16 protein-coding genes and 2 pseudogenes are annotated in these 21,212 nt (G+C 65.6%); 8 read left to right on the forward strand and 10 right to left on the reverse strand.

What is annotated here, in order from left to right:
- Nucleotides 1–23: 23 nt before the first annotated feature.
- Both J1M86_RS18325 and J1M86_RS18330 read left to right on the forward strand, forming a co-directional pair.
- The gene (locus J1M86_RS18325) at nt 24–1,535 is read left to right on the forward strand and encodes a glycoside hydrolase family 57 protein (RefSeq protein WP_206511118.1); all 1,512 of its coding nucleotides are present in this window, start codon (nt 24–26) and stop codon (nt 1,533–1,535) included.
- Complete coding sequence (locus tag J1M86_RS18330) at nt 1,536–2,783, forward strand: glycosyltransferase family 4 protein (RefSeq protein ID WP_075840163.1); 1,248 nt, start codon at nt 1,536–1,538, stop codon at nt 2,781–2,783. It abuts the gene before it with no gap.
- On the opposite strand, the gene J1M86_RS18335 is transcribed toward J1M86_RS18330, so the two are convergent.
- Nucleotides 2,766–3,542, reverse strand: coding sequence for an acyltransferase (locus J1M86_RS18335; RefSeq protein ID WP_075840164.1), 777 nt, complete (start codon nt 3,540–3,542; stop codon nt 2,766–2,768). The genes J1M86_RS18330 and J1M86_RS18335 overlap by 18 nt on opposite strands.
- Before the next feature lie 172 nt (nt 3,543–3,714).
- Here J1M86_RS18335 and J1M86_RS18340 point away from each other — a divergent pair, with 172 nt between their 5' ends.
- Nucleotides 3,715–5,025, forward strand: coding sequence for a PQQ-binding-like beta-propeller repeat protein (locus J1M86_RS18340; protein ID WP_206510882.1), 1,311 nt, complete (start codon nt 3,715–3,717; stop codon nt 5,023–5,025).
- On the opposite strand, the gene J1M86_RS18345 is transcribed toward J1M86_RS18340, so the two are convergent.
- Genes J1M86_RS18345 through J1M86_RS18365 form a run of 5 tightly spaced genes read right to left on the reverse strand, consistent with a single transcriptional unit; the run spans nt 5,009 to nt 9,859 of the window.
- Complete coding sequence (locus tag J1M86_RS18345) at nt 5,009–6,190, reverse strand: class I SAM-dependent methyltransferase (protein WP_206510883.1); 1,182 nt, start codon at nt 6,188–6,190, stop codon at nt 5,009–5,011. The genes J1M86_RS18340 and J1M86_RS18345 overlap by 17 nt on opposite strands.
- Nucleotides 6,191–6,220: 30 nt before the next feature.
- A complete protein-coding gene (locus tag J1M86_RS18350) occupies nt 6,221–7,264 on the reverse strand; it encodes a class I SAM-dependent methyltransferase (protein WP_241260199.1) in 1,044 nt (347 codons plus the stop codon).
- A gap of 55 nt (nt 7,265–7,319) precedes the next feature.
- Entirely contained in the window at nt 7,320–8,099 is a 780-nt protein-coding gene (locus J1M86_RS18355; protein ID WP_206510884.1) for an enoyl-CoA hydratase/isomerase family protein, read from the reverse strand.
- A 25-nt stretch (nt 8,100–8,124) separates the two neighbouring features.
- The gene (locus J1M86_RS18360; protein WP_075840166.1) at nt 8,125–8,982 is read right to left on the reverse strand and encodes an NUDIX hydrolase; all 858 of its coding nucleotides are present in this window, start codon (nt 8,980–8,982) and stop codon (nt 8,125–8,127) included.
- Nucleotides 8,983–9,016: 34 nt separating this feature from the next.
- A complete protein-coding gene (locus tag J1M86_RS18365; RefSeq protein ID WP_206510885.1) occupies nt 9,017–9,859 on the reverse strand; it encodes an ABC transporter ATP-binding protein in 843 nt (280 codons plus the stop codon).
- A gap of 31 nt (nt 9,860–9,890) precedes the next feature.
- Here J1M86_RS18365 and glgX point away from each other — a divergent pair, with 31 nt between their 5' ends.
- Nucleotides 9,891–12,029, forward strand: coding sequence for a glycogen debranching protein GlgX (gene glgX, locus J1M86_RS18370; RefSeq protein ID WP_307786674.1), 2,139 nt, complete (start codon nt 9,891–9,893; stop codon nt 12,027–12,029).
- 95 nt (nt 12,030–12,124) lie between these two features.
- On the opposite strand, the gene J1M86_RS18375 is transcribed toward glgX, so the two are convergent.
- The 3 genes and pseudogenes from J1M86_RS18375 to J1M86_RS26455 all read right to left on the reverse strand — a co-directional run.
- On the reverse strand, nt 12,125–12,883 hold the full coding sequence (locus J1M86_RS18375) for a peptidyl-tRNA hydrolase (RefSeq protein WP_075840167.1): 759 nt from the start codon (nt 12,881–12,883) through the stop codon (nt 12,125–12,127).
- The gene (serB, locus tag J1M86_RS18380; protein ID WP_241260200.1) at nt 12,880–14,097 is read right to left on the reverse strand and encodes a phosphoserine phosphatase SerB; all 1,218 of its coding nucleotides are present in this window, start codon (nt 14,095–14,097) and stop codon (nt 12,880–12,882) included. The genes J1M86_RS18375 and serB overlap by 4 nt, the downstream gene beginning before the upstream one ends.
- Before the next feature lie 139 nt (nt 14,098–14,236).
- Nucleotides 14,237–14,419: pseudogene (locus tag J1M86_RS26455) on the reverse strand (cytochrome ubiquinol oxidase subunit I); the annotation flags it as partial.
- Nucleotides 14,420–14,554: 135 nt separating this feature from the next.
- Between J1M86_RS26455 and J1M86_RS18390 the strand changes: the two are divergent.
- From J1M86_RS18390 to J1M86_RS18405, 4 genes and pseudogenes are all read left to right on the forward strand, one after another.
- Nucleotides 14,555–15,262 (forward strand): annotated as a pseudogene (locus tag J1M86_RS18390) (HNH endonuclease); the annotation flags it as partial.
- A gap of 227 nt (nt 15,263–15,489) precedes the next feature.
- Nucleotides 15,490–16,797, forward strand: a complete 1,308-nt coding sequence (locus J1M86_RS18395) for a DEAD/DEAH box helicase (RefSeq protein ID WP_206510888.1) — start codon at nt 15,490–15,492, stop codon at nt 16,795–16,797.
- A 111-nt stretch (nt 16,798–16,908) separates the two neighbouring features.
- On the forward strand, nt 16,909–18,816 hold the full coding sequence (locus tag J1M86_RS18400; protein ID WP_241260201.1) for an ABC transporter ATP-binding protein: 1,908 nt from the start codon (nt 16,909–16,911) through the stop codon (nt 18,814–18,816).
- Nucleotides 18,813–19,544 (forward strand): energy-coupling factor transporter transmembrane protein EcfT, encoded by a 732-nt coding sequence (locus J1M86_RS18405; RefSeq protein WP_075837316.1) that lies wholly within the window; start codon nt 18,813–18,815, stop codon nt 19,542–19,544. Before J1M86_RS18400 ends, J1M86_RS18405 begins: the two co-directional genes overlap by 4 nt.
- A 1-nt stretch (nt 19,545) precedes the next feature.
- On the opposite strand, the gene J1M86_RS18410 is transcribed toward J1M86_RS18405, so the two are convergent.
- Nucleotides 19,546–21,195 carry a VWA domain-containing protein gene (locus tag J1M86_RS18410; RefSeq protein WP_206510889.1) on the reverse strand — a complete coding sequence of 550 codons (1,650 nt, stop codon included), beginning with the start codon at nt 21,193–21,195 and terminating at the stop codon, nt 19,546–19,548.
- Between the last annotated feature and the right edge of the window lie 17 nt (nt 21,196–21,212).

Genomic DNA, 21,212 nt, shown 5'->3' on the forward strand with positions numbered 1-21,212 from the left:
TACCCTCCGTGACCGAACCGGGGATGTTCTCCCTGGTTCTGCACTCCCACCTCCCCTGGCTCGCCAACCACGGCCGCTGGCCGGTGGGTGAGGAATGGCTCTACCAATCGTGGGCCGGTTCGTACCTGCCGCTGACGACGATGCTGAGCACTCTCGCCGACGAGGGCCGAACCAATCTTCTTTCGCTCGGAATCACCCCGGTACTGGCAGCACAGTTGGACGATCCGCACTGCTTGTCCGGCATGCATCACTGGCTCGGCAACTGGCAGTTGCGTGCACACGAGGCTCGGGATCGGGAGTTGGCGAGGCGCGAACACCGCGCTGCCGCGGGATCGCTCGAGACCTTCGAAAAGCATTGGCGGCACGGCGGTTCAGCTCTGTTCCGCAGTCTGATCGATGCCCGAGCCATCGAATTGCTGGGTGGCCCTCTCGCACATCCGTTTCAGCCGTTGATGGACCCGCGGTTGCGCGAATTCTCCTTGGCGGAAGGACTTTCCGACGCCGAGGCTCGTTGGGGCACACGACCGACTGGAATCTGGGCCCCGGAGTGCGCGTACGCGCCGGGTATGGAGAAAGGTTATGCCGCAGCAGGAGTCACCCACTTCATGGTCGACGGGCCGGCGCTGCGCGGAGACACCACGTTGGCAAGGCCGGTGTACGACTCCGACGTTCTGGCTTTCGGTCGCGACCTGAAGGTCAGTTACCGGGTGTGGTCACCGAAATCCGGCTATCCGGGGCATGCTGCCTATCGCGATTTCCACACCTACGATCACGCCACCGGCCTCAAACATGCACGCGTGACCGGACGGGCAGTGGCGTCACAGGACAAGGCCCCGTACGACCCCGAGGCGGCATCAGCGGCAATCGACAAGCACGTCGTGGACTTCGTGGACTCCGTCAGGCGACGTCTACGCGAGGAGTCGAGCAGAATCGGCCGTCCCGCGCTCGTCGTGGCCGCGTTCGACACCGAATTGTTCGGTCACTGGTGGTTCGAGGGCCCGATCTGGCTCGAACGTGTCCTTCGTGCTCTACCGGAAGCCGGCATCGATGTCGGCACACTTGCCGACGCCCGGTCGAGGGGATATGTCGGCGCTCCAGTCGAGCTCGAGCGGTCCTCGTGGGGATCGGGTAAGGACTGGCGGGTGTGGGCCGGCGACGCAGTACAGGACCTGGTGGCGCTCAACGAAGAGGTGGTCGACACTGCTCTGAGCACCGTGGATGCCGGGCGCGGCGCGACCTCGAACGGACGACCAGAATTACGCAACCCGGTCAACGATCAGATTTTGCGTGAGACACTTCTGGCTATCGCCAGCGACTGGGCATTCATGGTCAGCAAGGATTCCGCCGCCGAGTACGCCCGTCGGCGCGCGCACATCCACGCGCACGCTCTGCGCGAGATCGCCGACACGGCGACACGGGGGCATGACGTTCGCGCCGCCGAACTCGCAGCGCAGTGGAATCGGGCAGACGGGTTGTTCCCGGCCCTCGACGCCCGGCGACTGCGTAGGGATCGGCCGCAAGGAGGGGAACGATAAGTGAAGATTCTGATGGTGTCGTGGGAGTACCCGCCGGTGGTGGTGGGCGGCCTCGGTCGCCATGTGCATCACCTCGCCACCGAACTCGTGCGAAGTGGCCACGAGGTCGTGGTTCTCTCTCGCCGTCCCACCGGAACCGACGCCTCGACCCATCCGACGCTCCATCGCATCGAGGACGGTGTTCTCGTCGTCGCGGTCGCAGAGGATCCCCCGCACTTCGTGTTCGGCGAGGACATGCTCGCCTGGACACTCGCCATGGGCCACGCCATGGTGCGGGCAGGAATTGCGCTGGGCAAGCCCGGACTGGGCGAGGGTTGGCACCCCGAGGTCGTCCACGCACACGATTGGCTCGTCGCGCACCCTGCGATCGCGCTGGCCGAGCACTTCGACGTCCCCCTGGTCTCGACCATTCACGCCACCGAGGCCGGCCGCCACAGCGGCTGGATCTCCGGTCCGGTCAATCGGCAGGTCCACTCCATCGAATGGTGGCTCGCCAACGACTCCGATGCCGTCATCACATGTTCGGCCTCCATGAAAGACGAGGTCACCCGACTGTTCGGGATTCGCGACGCGGCGGTGACCGTCATTCGCAACGGAATCGACATTCGCACGTGGACCTTCCGACGCCGACAGCCGCGCCACGAACCGGCGAAACTGCTCTACGTCGGCCGCCTCGAGTACGAAAAGGGCATTCAGGATGCCATCGCTGCACTGCCACGCATCCGTCGCAGTCATCCGGGAACGACGCTTCACATTGCCGGCGAAGGCACCCAGTACGCCTGGCTCGCTCAGCTTGCCCGCACCCACCGCGTCGCTCGGGCGGTCTCGTTCATGGGCACGCTCGATCACGCCGAACTGTTGGGTTGGCTCCACGGCGCCGACGCCATCGTCCTACCGAGCCGCTACGAACCTTTCGGGATCATCGCCCTCGAAGCCGCCGCAGCGGGCATTCCGCTCGTGGCGTCCACGGCCGGTGGCCTCGGAGAGGCCATCGTCGACTCGGTGACTGGGCTGTCCTTCGAGCCGGCCGACGTCGCAGGGCTGGCGTCCTCGGTTCGGCAGGTCCTCGACAACGTCGATGCCGCCCAAGAGCGCGCCGAAGCTGCGCGTGCCCGACTCACGGTCGACTTCGACTGGAAGCACGTTGCCGACGCCACCGCGCAGGTCTACCTCTCGGCCAAACGCAAGGTCCGGTTTCCCCTGGGCCGTCCGACCATCATCGAGCGAGCCCTACCCGAACGAAGCTGATTCGCCACGAGTCTGCTCGGCAGCTTTGAGCGCTTTCTTCCGCTCGATGTCTTCGAGCGCCGCGATGTACTCGGCGCGTTCCGCGGCCCCGGCCTCCCAGTCGGCTTTCCTGTTGCGCACGACCTTCGCGGGCGCCCCGACGGCGATGCTGTAGTCGGGCACGACGCCTTTGACGACTGCGTGCGCACCGAGCACACAACCGCGCCCCACGCTGGTCTCGCGCAACACGGTGACCTTGGTGGCGATCCAGGTGTCCGGCCCGATCCGCACGGGCCCCTTGACGATGCCCTGGTCCTTGATGGGGATGTTCACATCATCCATTCGATGGTCGAAGTCGCAGATATAGCACCAGTCGGCTACGAGCGTCGACGCGCCGATCTCGATGTCGAGGTAGGTGTTGACGACGTTGTCCTTACCGAAGACAACCTTGTCGCCGATGCGTAGCGAACCCTCGTGACACCGGATCGCGTTCCCGTCGCCGATGTGAACCCAGCGGCCGATCTCGAGCCTCGACAACTCCGGGGTGGAGTGAATCTCGACGTTCTTGCCCAAAAACAGCATCCCCCGCAGAATCACGTGCGGGTTGGCAGCCTTGAACCGCGCCAACCTGGCGTAACGAACCAGATACCAGGGGGTGTAGGCCTTGTTCCGCAGCACCCATCGGAGCGAGTCGAGGGTGAGAAACCGAGCTTGATCGGTGTCCCGTCGTCTCGATCCACGCCACCGTGAACGGAGTGGGGCATTCCACATGCTCGTCATAGACAGTCACCCTAGTTTCGCGAGCGCGGTGAACCAACTTCCCCTCCGGCCGCTGCTGCGCGCCCCGCGGGCACCGGGATAGTCTCTTGCGGCAGGGGACATCCGCGAGCGCGGGGCTCCCGGCGAACTGCTACGACCCTGAACTGCCACTTCCGACGAAGGAGAACACCACGTGCTTGGCGGCAGAGCTGGCCTCGCCCGCACAGCGACGCTGGCTACCGTAGCTGTGCTGACAGTCGCCGCGTGCAGCAGCGGAAGCGATACCGTCGAGGCGCTCGACTCCAGCGGCTGGCCGGCCGCGCATGCGGATGCCCGAAACAGCAACTCGACCGAACACAGCGGTCTCGAAAACGCCACCTTCGATTGGTCGCGTCCGCTGGGCGGCCCCGTGGTGTCACCGGTGTCGATAGCCTCGACCGGACAGATGTTCGTTTCCACCTACACCGACGCCGGATGCAATCTGTTCTCCTTCGAGATCGACTCCGGTAGGAAACGGTGGTGCAACCGGTCCGGGCCGTCGGTGGCGACCGCAACGCCGCTCGTCGATTCTGTCGCCAACACCTACATCGGCGACGACGGAGGGTTCTCGTCGTTCAACGATCACGGCCAGCTTCGTTGGCGAACACCGGTGTACGGAGTGCCTCGCTCGGCGCAGTTCCTCGGTGACGGCAGCGTGCTGGCCGTTACTCAACTCGGCCAGGTCAACATCCTCGACACTCAGACCGGCCGAACCACCGTGCCGATTCACGACTTGATCAGCCCGCCCGAATTCCTCGAAGCGCCGAACACCGACTTCCTGCCACCCGACACAGGCCTCGAGGCCTGCGCGACCGGTTCGTCGCAGTGCCCGGTCGCGGCCGCACCCGCAGTGGACCTGGACGCCTCGAACATCTATCTGGTTCTCTGGCGCGCGGGAGCTATTGCACCTCAACTTGTTTCGCTGCACTACGACGCCGATGCCACCCCCGCCGTCACCGAACGGTGGTCCTCCGAGTTGCTTCCAGCGGCGGTCACGTCGAGCCCAGTGCTTTCCGCTGACGGCGAATCGGTCTATCTCGCGGATGTCGACGGTCGGTTGAGCGCGTACAACACCTCCGACGGCACCGCCAAGTGGACCTACGGCGCCGGCTTCGGGGCATCGGGGACGCCATCGGTCTCCTCGAACGGATCCATCGTCCCCACCGGAGGCGATGCCGGATTGCGCAGCCTACGCGACGAGGGAGACCGCGCAACGCTGGAGTGGGAACGAAACGACCTGCAGCAGTTGGGGACTCCGGTACACACTGCGGACGACACAATCGTGACAGTCACTGGCCGCGGCAACGACTTGGTGATCTCGACGGTCGACGCGAACACCGGCGACACCGTCGCGGATCGCCCGCTGCCCGGGGCCACGGGCTTCACCGTGGGGACGTCGATCGGCCCGGACGGTCAGGTCGTTACCTCGACCTACCTCGGGGAGATCTTCACCTATTCGTCCTGAAATCCCCGGGTTCACGGGCCGCGCACACGAATGCGACCGCGGACCGTTCGATGCGCGTGATGATCACCGACAGCGCGAGGTTGCCGCGCAATTTGAGTCGGGGGCGCAGCACTGCCGGATCGACGTCGACCCCGCGCACCAGGATTTCGACGGAACCGCAATCGAGCGCCGTCAGCGCCTGACGGAGCACCTTTTCGGAATATTTGATGCGGTCGAGCACGCGAAACCCGTTCACGCCCGCCGGCACCGAGTCACCCGTGAGGTACGCAATCCGAGGATCGAGTTGCCACAGTCCGTGTTTGGCGGCGTAGTGCCGAACCAGCCCGGCCCTGACGACGGCCCCGTCCGGATCGATCAACCATGCGCCGGGAGCGGCGGCTTCGATATCGTCCGGATCGGCGTCGGTGATGTCGTAGCCGGAACCATCCGCGGCCAGGACCGTTGCCCGCCTGCGGACTGGTGGCCGCGCCAGTCCAGGTGACCACAGGCACGCCTCCCGAACACCGCCGCTCACCGAGACCACCTCGACCTCGCCGTCCCACCCCAGACGGTCGTAGTCCAGTCCGGGCGCGCACTTGACCACGAGGTCGCGGCCGGCATAGACATCGAGCAACGCGGAAAGCGGTGGCTCGAGCGCTTCGGGATCGTGTGTCCGCCGGCCACCTGCACGCCGGCCGGGATCGGCGAGCACGACCGTCCCCCGCGTGGTGGGGGTCAGCGCATCGGCACGGAACACGCCCGCGGCGGGAACATTGTGCTGCGCCATCAGTACGCGAATCGGATCGAGATCACTACCGAGTACCGCGCCCGGCGTGGCGACCAGCGCGGCCAGTTCGGTACCGATCGAGCAGGTCACATCGTGCACGTCCCGACCGGCAAGTCGCTGCGCTCGGCGCTGCGCCACCACCGACGGTGTCGCCTGCTGGACGGCGTCGTCGGTGAGCAACCAACCCTCGGCATCGGAGATCTTTGCTCGGGCCCTACGCCTGAGCGTCGTGGTCTCGATCAACACGCCCACTCTGTCCCCGTGTCTACCCCGCACGAGGGCGACGTCGGTGAGCATCGACGCTTTGGTCAGTGGCAGTCGCTCCGTCTCCCGCAACGCAGCGACGCCGACATCGCTGCGGAGGTAGTCGATGTCGGCGCCGGAAAAGGCATAACCCATGTCGGAGGCGTGTAGTCCGGCGGAGTCGGCTCAGCTGGACTTTCTGCCGGTGATCATGACGTTGTAGAAGAAGCCGCGGGGTACGACGTGCCCCAACACGTTCTCGTCGACCCAGCTCAGCGACTTCCACCCGCCGAAAGCGAACTTCGCCCAGTTCCAGCCCAGTTTCTCGGCGGGGACGGCAGCTTCGAACGTTCGAACCGGCCACCCCAACAGTGCCGCCGCGAACTCCTCGGTCTGCGCCTGCACATCGACGGCACCGGCGCTGCGCGCAATGTCTTCGAGATCGGCGGGATCGAAGGTGTGAAGGTCGACCACTGCCTCCAGCGCAGCCGCACGCGAGGACTCGTCGAGTTCTTCCTGCGGCTTGCGCCAGCTCGCCAGGAACGGAAGCTTGGTGACGCGAGTCGTCGCCTCCCAGGTCAATCGTCCGAGCCAGCGGGCGTAGAAGTTACCGACAGTGGTGGGCTCCCCCGCGAAGACGAAACGCCCGCCGGGCTTGAGCACTCGGAGCACCTCACGGAGTGAGAGCTCGACGTCGGGAATGTGATGCAACACCGCGTGTCCGACGACCAGATCGAACGTGTTGTCCTCGTAAGGGATGGTCTCGGCATCGGCCACCCGACCGTCCACATCGAGCTTCAGGTGCTCCGCATTGCGCAGCGCGACCTTCACCATGCCCGGCGACAGGTCGGTGACAGACCCCTTCTCCGCTACACCGGCCTGCATCAGGTTCAGCAAGAAGAACCCGGTGCCGCAGCCGAGCTCGAGGGCCCGACCGTACGGCAGTGCCTCCTGCGCCTCGTCCTGCCCGAGCACAGCGCGATCGAAGCGGCCGCGGGCGTAGTCGATGCAGCGCTCATCGTAAGAGATGGACCACTTGTCGTCGTACGTTTCCGCTTCCCAGTCGTGGTAGAGGACCTGAGCCAGTTTGGTGTCGCTTCGTGCCGCCTCGACCTGCTCGGCCGTGGCATGCGGGTTGGGCGCGGGGTCGCTCGAGGCATCCGACACCACGTGCAGACCGGAGTCGGCGCGGCCGGTGGCAGAAGTACCGTCGTGGGGGCTTGCAGTCATGAGGGCAGCCTACTATCCAGTAGAGAATGAACAAGTTCTAGTTCTTGCTTAACGGTCACTCGCCGGTGAACTCGGCCTTTCCCGGTCCATTGGCGATGAACGATTCCATACCGATCGTGCGATCAGAGGTCGCGAACAGCGCGGCGAACTGCTGAGCCTCGATCCTCAGACCCGTGTGCAGATCGGTGTCCAGCCCCGAATCGATTGATGCCTTCGCTGCTGCCAGAGCTCGCGAGGCACCCGTAGTGAACTGCGATGCCCAGGCGCGGGCGGCGTTGTACACCTCGTCGGGTGCGACCACCTCGTCGACCAGACCGATGCGCAGGGCTTCGTCGGCGCCCACGAAACGGCCGGTGAACACCATGTCCTTGGCCCTGCTCGGCCCGATCAAACGAGCCAGTCGCTGTGTCCCACCGCCGCCGGGGATGACGCCCAGCAGCACCTCGGGGACACCGAGCTTGACGTTGTCGCCCACGATCCGGCGATCGGCACCGAGCGCAACCTCCAACCCGCCACCGAGTGCATATCCGGTCACGGCCGCGACGACGGGCTTCGGGATCTCGGCCAACGAACCCAGCGCGGACTGCAGCTCGCCAGCGATGGCGGCCATCTGAGCCGCCGACAGCTCTGCCATCTCCTTGATGTCCGCACCGGCAGCGAACACCTTCTCGCCGCCGTAGACGATGACCGCCTTGACGGAGGAATCGACACTCGCTGCCCGCGCCGCAGCTCGTATTTCCTCCTGCAGCTGACGGTTCAGAGCATTCATGGGAGGGCGGTCCAGCCGAATCGTGCCGATGCCGTCTGATACCTCGAGAGTCACGAACTCAGCCATGCTTCACACGCTACCGGTGTGGGCCCTACCGCCCGGTCCACGGGTGCGCGCTGCCTTCGTAGTACCCCTGCTGCCCTGGGAAGTCGACCCGCAATTCTCCGTCGACGCGGTACAGATCAGGCTGGATCGGTGCGATCTGGGGACGTGCCGCGAGCACATCCGCCACCGATTCGAATTCGAGTAGGCCGGACAGCTGACTCCACGTCGGCGGAAGCAGGATCGTCTGCCCGCCGCGCCAGTCTTCGAGCGCAGCGGAGACGGACCGCCAGCCCACCGATGCTGCTTCGCTGCACGCCCCGTCCGCGTCCTGTCCGCTCGGCGCAGCGGCCACGAAGAACCTCGTGTCGTACCGCCGCTTCTCGCCCACCGGAGTGATCCAGTTCGACCACGGCCTGAGCAGATCCGCCCGCAGCACCAGACCGTTGCGAACCAGAAACTCACCGAAGGTCTGCTCGCGCCGCTCGAGCCGTCCTCTATCAGTGGAATAGCCGGAGGTGTCGGAGACGACCGAGTCCGTCGTCGGACCGGCAAGCAAGATTCCGCATTCCTCGAACATCTCGCGTGCGGCCGCGCATACAAGCGCCATCGCCTTGCGTTCGTCGACACCGAACTGCACAGCCCACCATGCAGCATCCGGTCCGGCCCACGCGAGATCGGCGTCGGCGTCGGAAAGGTCGACGCCGCCGCCAGGGAAGACCGTCATGCCGCCGGCGAAGGCCATCCCGCCCACCCGTTCGAGCAAGAAGACCTCGATGCCCTCGGACTGCCCGGCGGGTTCGCTGTCACGAACGAGGATCACCGTCGAGGCATCACGCACCGGAAGGGAGCCGTCGGTCGTCCCCGACGCCGGGCCGTCGGTCGGGGGAAGTGGTGTGGGGGTCATCTTCGAAAACTACAACGACCGCCGCGGGCGATGATCAGCGGCGGTGCTGACCGGCTGCCCTGGTGCGTCGCGCGAAGAAGCGACCGTCGACTCGATCGAGTGTGATCGACTGGCTGAATGCCTCGGTGAGGTTCTCCGCGGTGATCACGTCATCGACGAGTCCCTGCGCGACGACACCACCCTCCTTGAGCAACAACGCGTGGCTGAATCCCGGCGGGATCTCCTCCACGTGATGGGTGATCAGGACCGTCGCCGGAGCGTCGGGGTCGGCGGCCAGGTCGGCCAACCGGGCGACGAGTTCCTCGCGCCCGCCGAGATCGAGTCCGGCCGCCGGCTCGTCGAGCAGCAGCAACTCCGGATCGGTCATCAGCGCGCGTGCAATGAGCACGCGTTTGCGCTCCCCCTCGGAAAGCGTTCCGTACGTTCGCTGCGCCAGGTGCTCGGCACCGAGACTTTCGAGCATGTCGACAGCACGCTCGGTGTCGATCTCGTCGTAGCGCTCACGCCACCGTCCGAGCACGCTGTACCCCGCCGAAACCACCAGGTCGATCACTGTTTCGTCAGCGGGAATGCGATGAGCGAGCGCAGACGAGGAGAGCCCGATCCGCGTCTTCAGATCGGCGACGTTGGACTTGCCCATCACTTCGCCCAGCACATGTGCGACGCCGGATGTCGGATGCACCTCGGCCGCAGCGATCCGCATCAACGATGTCTTTCCGGCGCCGTTCGGCCCCAGCACCACCCACCGTTCGTCCAACTCGACCTGCCAGGTCACCGGTCCGACGAGGGTTACCCCGCCTCGCCTGATGAGAACGTCTTTGAAATCGATGAGCAGATCGGGATCCGGTTCAGACACGGTCCCTATCTTGTCGCACATGAGGCCACCGAACACGGCAAGATCTCCATGCGTGTCGTCCAATTCACATCACAACGCCCTCGGGGAACTCCCCGCGCCCGGTTCACCCTTTCCACTGGGAGCCACAGCCACCGAGAGTGGAATCCAATTTGCAGTCCACTCCCCCGAGGCAGACGGACTCGAGATCTGTCTGATCGACCCGGATGGAGGTGAGCGCCGCGTCGAACTGGGCAGTCGCACCTACGGGATCTGGCACGGTGTGATCAGAGATGTCGACGCCGGCGCGACATACGGGATAAGAGCGCACGGGCCGTGGAATCCGAGCCGCGGGCTCCGATTCAACTCGCACAAGCTTCTTCTCGACCCCGCAACGCGCCAGATCTCGGGACAGCTGGGGGCGGCGGCAGCTCTGCTGTCCTACGAGGACGACCCGTTCGGACACGCGAGCACTGTCGACTCGCTCGGACACGTTCCGCTCTCGGTCGTCACCGCGTCGGCCAACCGGCCGCCCAGCCCCAGGCCGGAGGTGCCGTGGGATCAGACCGTACTCTACGAAATGCACGTCGGTGCCTATACGGCGCGTCATCCGGGCGTACCGCCGGAACATCGCGGAACCTATCTCGGCCTCACCGCCCCCGCGGTCCTCGAACATCTACGACGCATCGGTGTCACCACAATCGAACTACTCCCGGTGCAGGCGATGCTGACGGAACCGGATGTGCGGTCCCGGGGCATGCGCAACCACTGGGGATACTCGACGGGAGCCTTCTTCGCACCCGACCCGCGATTCGCCTCGACGCCCGGCGCCGAGATCACCGAGTTCAGAACGATGGTCGACGCCGTACATGCGGCGGGCATCGAGATCGTGCTCGACGTCGTGTACAACCACACATGCGAATCCTCCGTCGCCGGCCCGTCGATCAGTTGGCGCGGACTCGATGCGCCCGGCTACTACTTGCTCGACGGACGAGGTCAGGACGTCGACCTGACCGGCTGCGGGAACACCGTCGACTCCGCCTCGCCTGCAGTGGTGCGCATGGTGTGCGACAGCCTCCGATACTGGGTGACCGAGATGGGCGTCGATGGATTCCGCTTCGATCTGGCAAGCGCGCTCGGACGCCCCGGCGGTTGGCGCTTCGATGCTCGCGCACCGCTACTCACAGCGATCACCACCGATCCTGTTCTGTCCCGAACGAAACTGATCGCCGAGCCATGGGACGCCACCGGCGCCGGCTACGAAGTGGGCGGCTTCGGGAGTATGTGGTCGGAATGGAACGATCGTTATCGCGATACGATCCGCCGATTCTGGGCCGGCCAGAGCGGTGTGCGCGAGCTCGCGTCGAGGCTCGCCGGTTCCGAGGACATCTATGGCGGCGGCAGCCGAAAGCCCTGGGCGTCGGTCAATTTCATCAGTGCCCACGACGGATTCACCGTCCGCGACCTCGTGTCCTACGCAGCGAAGCACAACGAGGTCAACGGTGAGGAGAATCGGGACGGAACCAACCACAACATCTCGGTCAACCACGGCGCAGAGGGCCCGACGAACGATCCGGCGATCTTGTCCGCACGCGCTCGTCACGTTCGCGCGCTGCTGGCCACGCTGGCGCTGTCCACCGGAACACCGATGCTCTTGGCCGGAGACGAATTGGGCCATACACAGGGCGGCAACAACAACGCCTACTGCGTTCCCGAGGACACACCCGCCGCTCTTGCTTGGGCAATCGACTGGTCGACGGCCGATGACGATCTCGTCGCCTTCGTCTCGCGTCTTCTGCGTGTCCGCCGAGGCGCTCCGGCGCTGCGCCAGCAGGAATTCTTCATCGGACGCGACACACCCAGCGGCCGTCCGGATCTGGTGTGGTTCGATGCGGCCGGTCACGAGCTGAGCATCGAAGCCTGGAACGACGATTCGGTCCGCACGCTGCAGGCGTGGGTCGATGGCGGCGACATTCGCTCCTTCGAGCCGGAAGGACTACCGGTAGCCGATGTCAGCGCATTGCTGATCGTGCACTCCGGCGGCCCAATCGAACTCACACTCGCGTGTCCGGCCTGGGCCGCGTCGCAGTTCGTTCCCATCTTCGATTCCTCCACCGTCGACGGTGCACCCTCGAGCACGTCGACGGTGCAGGCCGGGTCGGTGATCCCGTTGTCAGGGCCCACAGTGATGGTCCTGCGCAGCGAGGGAACATGAATACTGGCCCTGCTTCCGATATCCACTGACGCGCGCGTGGACCCGTCAGGCTCGGAGCGGTTCGCGCAGCCGAGAATCCAACTATCCGATCGAAATCACGGCGCCGGTTGCGCGATCACGGTCATCGAGCCCGGTGCTACCTCGGTGAACCCTGCGTCGCGGACGGCGACAGCCCGCCCGGTGTCGACGAGTGCGCGGGCATGCTTCCACTGTTTCGGGTCGGCCTCGCGGACCGAGCAGACGAACCCTTCCGACGCCCAGCTTCGGCACTGGTCCACCGTCATCACACCGGCGAGCAGCATGGCCGCGTGTCCGACCTGTGCAGCCGCCTTCCCGACAGTCATCTCCAGCGCAGCGTCGATCCACAGCACAGGCCGTCCGGGAATCGGCAGTGGCGGAGCATCGTGCTCGAGATCGGTCCCGCCGATCTGTAGCCGCTTGATCCGCGAATCCACGTCGCCGACTCGTCCGGGCACGAACGCACGAGCCTGCGCCTGTCCCACCTCGACGGTGATGCCCGGAACGTTCTGCGCTGCATCCCAGTGCGCACCCCTCGCGCGCCTGGCAACTTTGCGGATGCGGGCGAGAGTCCAGTCACGGACGGCGCCCTCCCATTCTCCGCCGGGACCGACACGCTCGTCCAGACACAGGGCGACCACGGCCGATGCCGCAGCTTCGAGCAGTTGGCTTCTCGGCGGTGGAGTTGCCTTGGGAACATGCAGCACCATCGGCATGGCGAGCACGTCCGCAGGGTCGGGTGGATCGCCGCGCCCGCCGTATCCCCGGGCGAGTATCGAATGGCGTTCCGCGAACGTATCCTCCTGGCTCTGCCCTTCCGGCGGAGCGTCGGTCACAGGATCGGGACGCGACGGACCCCGCCGTCGACGGCATCGGCGGCCTCGATCTCGCCGCGCGTGACACCGAGCATGAACAGAACGGCGTCGAGGTAGGGATGCGAGATGGCGGTGTCCGCGATCTCGCGCAGCGCCGGCTTCGCGTTGAATGCGACACCCAGCCCGGCAGCGGTCAACATGTCGATGTCGTTGGCGCCGTCTCCGACAGCAACGGTCTGTTCCATCGGTACACCAGCCTGCGTCGCGAACTCACGCAACGCGCTCGCTTTGGCGGCACGGTCGACGATATCGCCCACGACCCGGCCGGTGAGCTTCCCGTCGACTATCTCGAGAGTGTTCGCTTTGACGAAATCCAGTTCGAGTTCGTGTGCCAGACCTTCGATGACCTGACGGAAACCGCCCGAGACGACGCCGCAGTGGTAGCCGAGCCGCCGAAGCGTGCGGATCGTGGTTCTGGCACCGGGCGTCAGTTCGAGCGCCTCGCCGACTTCCTCGATCACCGACGCATCCAGCCCGGCCAATGCCTGAACGCGTTGATGCAGAGATTCGGCGAAGTCGATCTCACCGCGCATCGCGGATTCGGTGACCGCGCGCACCTCTTCCTCACGGCCGGCCTTGGCCGCGAGCATCTCGATCACCTCACCCTGAACAAGGGTGGAGTCCACGTCGAACACGATGAGCCGCTTCGAGCGACGCGAAATCCCATCTCGTTCGACCGCGACATCGACGCCGACTCCGGCAGCGATCTCGGACAGACCGGTACGCAGAAGCCGATCGGCATCGGGCGAGGTGTTGGTTGCGGTGACCTGAAGTTCGAGTCCGGTTACCGGGTAGTCCGCGATGCCCCGGATGGAGTCGATGTTGGCGCCCTGTCTGGCAAGTTCGCGGGAGATGGAGCTGAACGCACGGGCGGTGACTGGCCGTCCGAGCACGACGACAACGTGAGTCGCGAGCATTCGCTTGCCGACCGGGTCCGCACCGATCTCCACATCGACGTGTACGCCGACCGTCGTCATCGCCTCTTCGAGCTCTTCCTGGAGCACTTCGGCGTCGTTGGGGCAGGTCAGTAGTACACCCAATGTGAGGCGACCTCTGATCACGACCTGTTCCACGTCGAGAAGACTCACCTGATGCCGCGACAGCGCAGCGAACAGAACCGAGGTGACCCCCGGTTTGTCCGGGCCCGTCACCGTGACGAGTACAGCGGTATCCATCGACGGCACTAGTTCTCCCTTCGCGCTCGACACCGCCCGGGGGCGCGTCGTGTTCGGCGTGGTCTAGATCATGAATTGTCGCAAGCCAAGAGCCCCGCCCGTGTAGTCGGGAGGGGCTCTTCGATCACTGCGTGTTGATTTACTTCGGGTCTGGATCCCCGGAGCCTTCGTGGTCGCTGGTGGCGATGGGTGCCCTGCGTGCCTGTTCGAGGACTTCGGTGCTCTCGCCGCCATGTGTGCCGGGACCGACGTGGGCTTCGGCGCGCATCCGGTCGACCATGTGCGGGTAATGCAACTCGAACGCCGGACGCTCGGAACGGATAACCGACTCGTCGGACTACTGCACGGCTGCCTACGACACCGCACCAAATACGACGAACACATCGCCTGGGCACACCGAACGGAACAACAACCCACCGCCGCTTGACAAATTACGGCCCTGGGATGTCTGACCTCGATGGAACGAGCCGTGGGCATGTGGGCGACGCTGCGGCGCGATGCCGACACCATCATCAATGCAGGTGGAGAGACCCGTACCCGCGACCAGATCATGGCCGACCTCGTATTCGAACGGATAACGGGAGTCTCCGCCGCTGCAGGTTCACCGGTCACCGTCAACGTTGTGTTGCCGGACACCGCACTATTGAGCGGCAACGCCGGGTCCGCGCACCTGCAGGGCTACGGCGATATTCCCTCCGATGTCGCCCAGAAACTGGTACGTGAGGCACTCGACAGTGAGACGCGCGTCGCACTTCGCAGGCTCTATGCCAACCCTGAGACCGGGGCGCTCACCGCGATGGAATCGAAATCGCGGACCTTCCCGACGGCACTCGCGCGCCTGATCGATGTTCGCGACCGGACATGCCGCACCCCGTGGTGCGACGCACCCATCCGGCACCACGACCACATCGTGCCGCACGCTGCCGGTGGCAGGACAACAGCCGAAAACGGGGCAGGCCTCTGTGCCGCATGCAATTACGCGAAGGAAGGCGAAGGCTGGAAAGCAAGACCGGAACGCACCGGTCGCCGCGAGCTTCACAAGTACGGGGTTATGACACCTACCGGGCACACCTACATATCCACAGCGTCAGGGGTGTCGGTTATCGAGCATTACACCTCACAGATCGAGAACGGCATCGTCTTCGACATCGGTGTGGTGGCGTGACGATGCCGATGACTCGGTTACACTTGTCGACGACGCGCGTAGCTGCTCGTCAGACGTCGTGGAATGCTTCTACTTCCGCCCGGCTCCGGCCGCGTAGTCCATGTGCACCCTGCACAGGCTTTTCTTACGGCGATCGAAACTGCCCACCGGCAGTCTCGCCACCCTTTGCATCTGACGGCCATCGGCCATGGGTGCAACACCCTGCCCGAAAGGCACATCTCATCGTTATGACTACTTTTGCTTCGCTCGGCGTACCGCACGCACTCGCCGATGTCCTCTCCGCACAGGGCAAGTCCGAACCGTTTCCCATCCAGGCCGACACCCTTCCCGACACACTCGCGGGACGTGACGTGCTCGGACGTGGAAAGACCGGAAGCGGCAAGACCCTCGCCTTCTCCATCCCGATGGTGGCCCGCCTCGCCGGACAGCTGCCCGGCAACCGCAAGCCCGGCCGTCCGCGCGGACTGATCCTGGCTCCCACCCGCGAACTGGCCACCCAGATCGCCGTCGCCATCGAACCGTTGGCGGCCGCATACAAGCTCAGGGTCACCACCATCTTCGGTGGCGTCTCGCAGAACCGCCAGGTCTCCGCACTCAACGGTGGCGTCGACATCGTCGTCGCCTGCCCCGGCCGTCTCGAAGACCTGATGAAGCAGCGCCACGTCACCCTCGACGGCGTGCAGATCACTGTCCTCGACGAGGCCGACCACATGGCCGACCTCGGCTTCCTCCCCGTCGTGACACGAATCCTCGCTGCCACCCCGCCGAAGGGTCAGCGCCTGCTGTTCTCGGCGACGCTGGACAACGGTGTCGACAAGCTGGTCAAGCGTTTCCTCACCGACCAGGTCACTCACTCCGTCGACGAGGTCAACTCACACGTCGAAGCCATGACACACAGTGTGTTCGAGGTCGACGGTGTCGAGGCGAAGAAGAAGCTGGTGCAGCAGCTCGCATCGGGCACGGGTCGCCGAATCCTGTTCATGCGTACCAAGCATCAGGCGCGCAAGCTCGCCAAGCAGCTCACCGAAGCGGGAATTCCGTCGGTCGACCTGCACGGCAACCTGTCTCAGGCTGCGCGCGATCGCAACCTGTTGGCGTTCTCCTCGGGTGCAGCTCGGGTCCTCGTCGCCACCGACGTCGCCGCGCGCGGCGTCCACGTCGACGACGTCCAGCTGGTCGTGCACGTCGATCCGCCCGCCGAGCACAAGGCTTACCTGCACCGCTCGGGCCGTACGGCACGCGCCGGGAGCGCCGGAGACGTCGTCACCGTCGTACTTCCGGAGCAGCGCCGAGACACCGCAGTCCTGCTACGCAAGGCCGACATCAAGGTCACACCCGTTCGGGTCACCTCGACGTCACCTCAGGTCGCCGAACTCGTCGGCGAGCAGGCCCGCTACGTCGAGCCCGTCAAGGTCGCACCGCAGCAGCAGCCGCGGCAAGGAAGCCCACGCAACGGTTCGCCGCGCCAGCACGCCGCCGGCGGCGGACGTCGGCGTCGTCCCGCCGGTCCTGCCACCAGCCAGCGGTCGCGCTAGGGACCGACGAGGTTGCGCAAGTCCTTGGCTCTGACGCCCGCCGAAACGGCGACAGCAGCGGTGATGAGCAGCATCGCGGTGGCGCTGTCGGTCGTTGCCATGGTCGTTCCGATGGCATCGGCCCTGCAGATCGTCGCCGCCGTCCCGTTGGCAGTGGTGATCCAGCGTCACCGCACACGTGCGCTGGTCGCGGCTGCCGCCGCCGGGATCCTCGTCGCATTCGTCGCCGCAGGTACCACCACGGCCTTCACGGTGGCCACGTCGGCGTTGCTCGGCGGCATCGTGGGGCGGGCGAAACGCAAGAAACAGGGGCTGCTCTCGGTCCTTGCGACGGCTACCATCATCGGCCCGTCGCTGGGCCTGTTCACGGTGGGGATGCTGTTCGTTCTGACGCCGCTGCGCGAGCTGTTCCTGCGAACCATCGAGAACACCATCGAAGGTGTTGCACGCATGATGTCGCGCGCCGAGATGCTCGTGACGCCCGCAGATGTGCTGCGCTCGAGCGTCGGCGCCGTACTGGACAACTGGTGGTGGTGGATTCTCGGCACGATGTCGTTCAGCATCATCTTCGGCGCCCTGTTCACGTGGTTGATCCTCGGCGCCGTCCTCGATCGCCTCGCTACCATTCCGGTAGTCGAGCACCTGCCCGCGGCGGGTGACGGTGTGGTCAAGCCCCTTCCGCTCCGATTGACCGGCGTCGGCTTCCGCTACGACAACGCCCGCGCGGCCGCGCTCGAGAACATCGACCTCACCATCGACATCGGTGAATTCGTAGCCGTGGTGGGACACAACGGTTCAGGCAAGTCCACCCTCGCCCGCATCCTGGCCGGAACCCTGCCCACATCGGGAACCGTCGAACGTCCGGGTATCGCGGGCCTCGGACTCGAAGGCGGCACCGCCGTTGTGCTGCAGCGCCCCGAAAGCCAGGTGCTCGGCAGTCGGGTCGCGGACGACGTGGTGTGGGGACTCGCACCGGGCGTAGACCTCGATGTCGAGAAGTTGCTCGCCGAGGTCGGACTCGCTGGAATGGGCACACGCGAGACATCGTCGCTGTCCGGTGGCGAACTTCAACGCCTTGCTGTCGCCTCGGCCCTCGCTCGCCGACCTACACTGCTGATCGCCGACGAGGCAACAGCCATGATCGACGCCGAAGGCCGGAGGTCGCTGGTCGCGCTGCTCGCTGCACTGCCGAAGCGGCACCGGATGTCAGTTGTGCTTGTGACACATCAGGATGCGGAAACAACGGCAGCCGATCGAGTGATCCATCTGCACGACGGCATGCAGGTGGAACACACACCGGAGTGGATGCGCGGACCGTACCAGGACTCCGACGCCATCGAATTCCGTACCGGCAAACCGTTGCTCGAACTGCGCGGTGTGGAACACACCTACAATCGCCGCACCCCCTGGGCGCAACGCGCACTCGACGGCATCGACCTGCAAATCCACCGGGGCGACGGCATCCTGATGCTCGGTGGAAACGGGTCCGGGAAGTCCACCCTCGCATGGATAATGGCCGGCCTGACCAAGCCGACCGCAGGGACAGCCACCATCGACGGCACAGACATGAGCGACAAAGTCGGCGCTGTCGGGCTCGCCTTCCAACATTCGCGGCTACAGCTTCAAAGACGCACAGTCGCCGAGGACATCGAAGCAGCCGGAGGTCCCGAGGTGGGGTCGGCGAAGGTCGCTCGGGCAATGGACGCCGTCGGCCTGGACCGGATGCTCGCCGGCCGCGAGATCGACTCGCTCAGCGGCGGCCAGATGCGACGCGTCGTCATCGCCGGTCTCGTGGTAAACAGCCGACCACTTCTGGTCCTCGACGAACCACTCGCCGGGCTGGATCCGCCCGGCCGCAGCGAGATCATCGACGTCCTCGGTTCACTGCGCAGTCAGGGCATCGCGATTGTCGTGATCTCCCACGACGTCGACGGTATGGACCGGATCTGCGACAGAACCATCACCCTTGACAGCGGCCGCATCGTGTCGGAACTGTCGACGAGAGGAGTGCCCTCGTGACCACAGTGGTACTCCGGCAGGTGCCGGGAAATTCACCTATCCACCGACTCTGGGCCGGCACGAAACTGATCGCCGTCCTGCTTATCAGCATCACCATCGTGGTGGCACCGTCGTGGCCCGCGATCGGGGTGATCGTCGGCCTGCTTCTCGTCACCGCGGTGATCGCACGAGTACCGCCGGGCGCGGTACCACGACCACCCCTGTGGATCTGGGGCCTGTTCCTGTTGGGGGCGTTGCTCAACCTGCCCATCGGCCTCGACGCCGTACTACTGTTCGCTCGCTCGACCGTCTTCGCGTTCGTCCTGCTCGGGGCCTCGGTGATGATCGGGTGGACCACATCGATGAGCGACATCGCCCCTGCCGTCGCGGTTCTCGGGTCCCCGCTGAAGAAGTTGAGGGTGCCGGTCGACGAGTGGGCGGCGACGGTGGCACTGTGCCTGCGCTCGCTGCCACTGCTCATCGAGGAGATGCGCACGATGAACGCGGCACGCAAACTGCGACCGAAGTCCGTCCTCAACAGCGCGTCCGACAACTCCATCGTCGACCTCATCACGGCGACGATGTCCATCGCGATCAGGCGGGCCACAGAGATGGGTGCGGCGATCACCGCCCGCGGGGGAACCGGCAAGATCACCGCCTACCCGCGCGGACCCTCTTTCGCCGACGCGATCGCGATTGCCATCGTGATCGCGTGCTGCGCAGCGGGAATCGTTCTGACCTTCGTGTGAGTCACTCTCCGCCGATGCGCTGGGTACGGCTGTTGAGTGCCTTGACGAAGACGTCCGGAATATCGCGGGGATCCTCTGCGATGTAGCTGGTTCCGCCGGTGGCCGCCGCGATTGCCTGCAGCGCTACCGGATCGGCGTCGGTGGTGACTCCCACGGTCACGATCACCACGGGCCGCACCGGGTCCTGCTCTCGTTGAAGAGTGTCGACCAACTCGTCCAGGCTCGGGCTGCCCTCGTCCTCGTTCGAGCCGTCGGTCAACAGAATAACGCTGTTGACGAAGTTGGGATCGTATCCCTCCTTCACCCTGCGGAACGCGGCGAGAGTCGTGTCGTACAGGCCTGTTCCGCCGCCGACCAGCGAAGGCAGCGACCGAACAGCCGAGAGAATCGCTTCCCGCTGAGGCAGACCGTTGACGACGTTGCTGACCGGGCCGAGTGGCACCAGTTCTCGATAGTCCTGGTCACCACCGCCCAACCCGATCGAGAACGCCCACAAACCCATCTCCGTGCGATCACTGAAGAGTGCGTTCGCCCCGAGGCTGGCATCGACAGTCAGCGCTATTCGAGTCGAATCCCCCGAAGCCGCGGCCATCGACCCGGAAACATCCTCGACGACCAGCGTGCGCAGCGGCAGCGCCAGCACCGACCAGTCACGCAGCGTGCTCTCGATGGCCAACGGGTTCTTCAACTCGAGCGAGGCGGCCGATCCGACACCTCGGCCGTCGGCCAGCGGAACTGCGCTCGATGGCCGAAAACCGGCCTCGGACAGGCTTTCTGCTGCAGCGACGGTGGACAATACCGATGCGAGCGCAGCTCCCGCGTCCCTCGCCGTGCCGTAACGCGGCCCAGCCTCGGCCGTCACCGCCAGGGGATAGTTCAGGAAGTAGCTGCCCGTCGGGGGAACAACCGCGTGCAACGGTGTCGACGGATTCTGCGCGTTATAGGTCACCACGCTCTGCTCTGTGGCCACGCTCGTACCACCGTCGACCGCTACCTGCTCGACCAGGTCGGCGGTACCGTGCGGCTGATCAGCGATCCGGCCGAAGTCCTGCGCCATCGGCACGAGAGCTGCCGCCACCGCCTCGGCATCGGACAGGCCGACTTCGGACTCCGCGAGAGCCCCGAGAATCGATGCCAGGGAGGCGCTGCTGTCCAGTGGGTCGCCGATGCGCTGCTCGGGGGTCTGCAGGACGCTCAGCCACGTGGCAGGCGCGGGTGCGTCACCGTCGCGGGTCACCACCACGGGCAGGGTGTTGGCTACGGACGACTTGGCCACCTCCGGCAAAGCGCCCGTCGAGCGGAGTGTCTTGAGCAGCCACAGGGTCGAGTCGGGGATCCACAGATCGGGACGCTCGGCTTCGGAGTTGGCAAGTTCGGTCGCGGTGTCGGTGGGCGCCTCGGCGCGCACCTCGAACTCCGCGCACCCACGCTCGGCTACGTCGGTGGCAGCCAGAGCATCCGAGACCACCGGCGCGAGCGTCGGATCGACCGCCACCGAGATCCGCTCGACCGTCTCACATCCGGACCCGCCTGCGCCGACTGCGGTGACCGCGAAGTAGCCACCCGCCACCACGACGACCGCCGCGGCAGCCACCGCGCCCCACATGAGGACCGGACTTCTCCGCGCCCCAGCTCCATGCCGCCCCGACATTGCCCCAACTCCCCCGG

Origin of the sequence: Rhodococcus sp. KRD197 (genome assembly GCF_017168235.1) — a bacterium.
Taxonomy (GTDB): Bacteria; Actinomycetota; Actinomycetes; order Mycobacteriales; family Mycobacteriaceae; genus Rhodococcoides.

Excerpts from the sequence above, each read along its gene's own strand:
- J1M86_RS18325 (WP_206511118.1), top strand. The coding sequence starts at position 24 with ATGTTCTCCCTGGTTCTGCACTCCCACCTCCCCTGGCTCGCCAACCAC.
- J1M86_RS18335 (WP_075840164.1), bottom strand. The coding sequence starts at position 3,542 with ATGACGAGCATGTGGAATGCCCCACTCCGTTCACGGTGGCGTGGATCG.
- J1M86_RS18345 (WP_206510883.1), bottom strand. The coding sequence starts at position 6,190 with ATGGGTTATGCCTTTTCCGGCGCCGACATCGACTACCTCCGCAGCGAT.
- J1M86_RS18350 (WP_241260199.1), bottom strand. The coding sequence starts at position 7,264 with ATGACTGCAAGCCCCCACGACGGTACTTCTGCCACCGGCCGCGCCGAC.
- J1M86_RS18355 (WP_206510884.1), bottom strand. The coding sequence starts at position 8,099 with ATGGCTGAGTTCGTGACTCTCGAGGTATCAGACGGCATCGGCACGATT.
- J1M86_RS18360 (WP_075840166.1), bottom strand. The coding sequence starts at position 8,982 with ATGACCCCCACACCACTTCCCCCGACCGACGGCCCGGCGTCGGGGACG.
- J1M86_RS18365 (WP_206510885.1), bottom strand. The coding sequence starts at position 9,859 with ATGTGCGACAAGATAGGGACCGTGTCTGAACCGGATCCCGATCTGCTC.
- serB (WP_241260200.1), bottom strand. The coding sequence starts at position 14,097 with ATGGATACCGCTGTACTCGTCACGGTGACGGGCCCGGACAAACCGGGG.
- J1M86_RS18395 (WP_206510888.1), top strand. The coding sequence starts at position 15,490 with ATGACTACTTTTGCTTCGCTCGGCGTACCGCACGCACTCGCCGATGTC.
- J1M86_RS18400 (WP_241260201.1), top strand. The coding sequence starts at position 16,909 with ATGGCATCGGCCCTGCAGATCGTCGCCGCCGTCCCGTTGGCAGTGGTG.
- J1M86_RS18410 (WP_206510889.1), bottom strand. The coding sequence starts at position 21,195 with ATGTCGGGGCGGCATGGAGCTGGGGCGCGGAGAAGTCCGGTCCTCATG.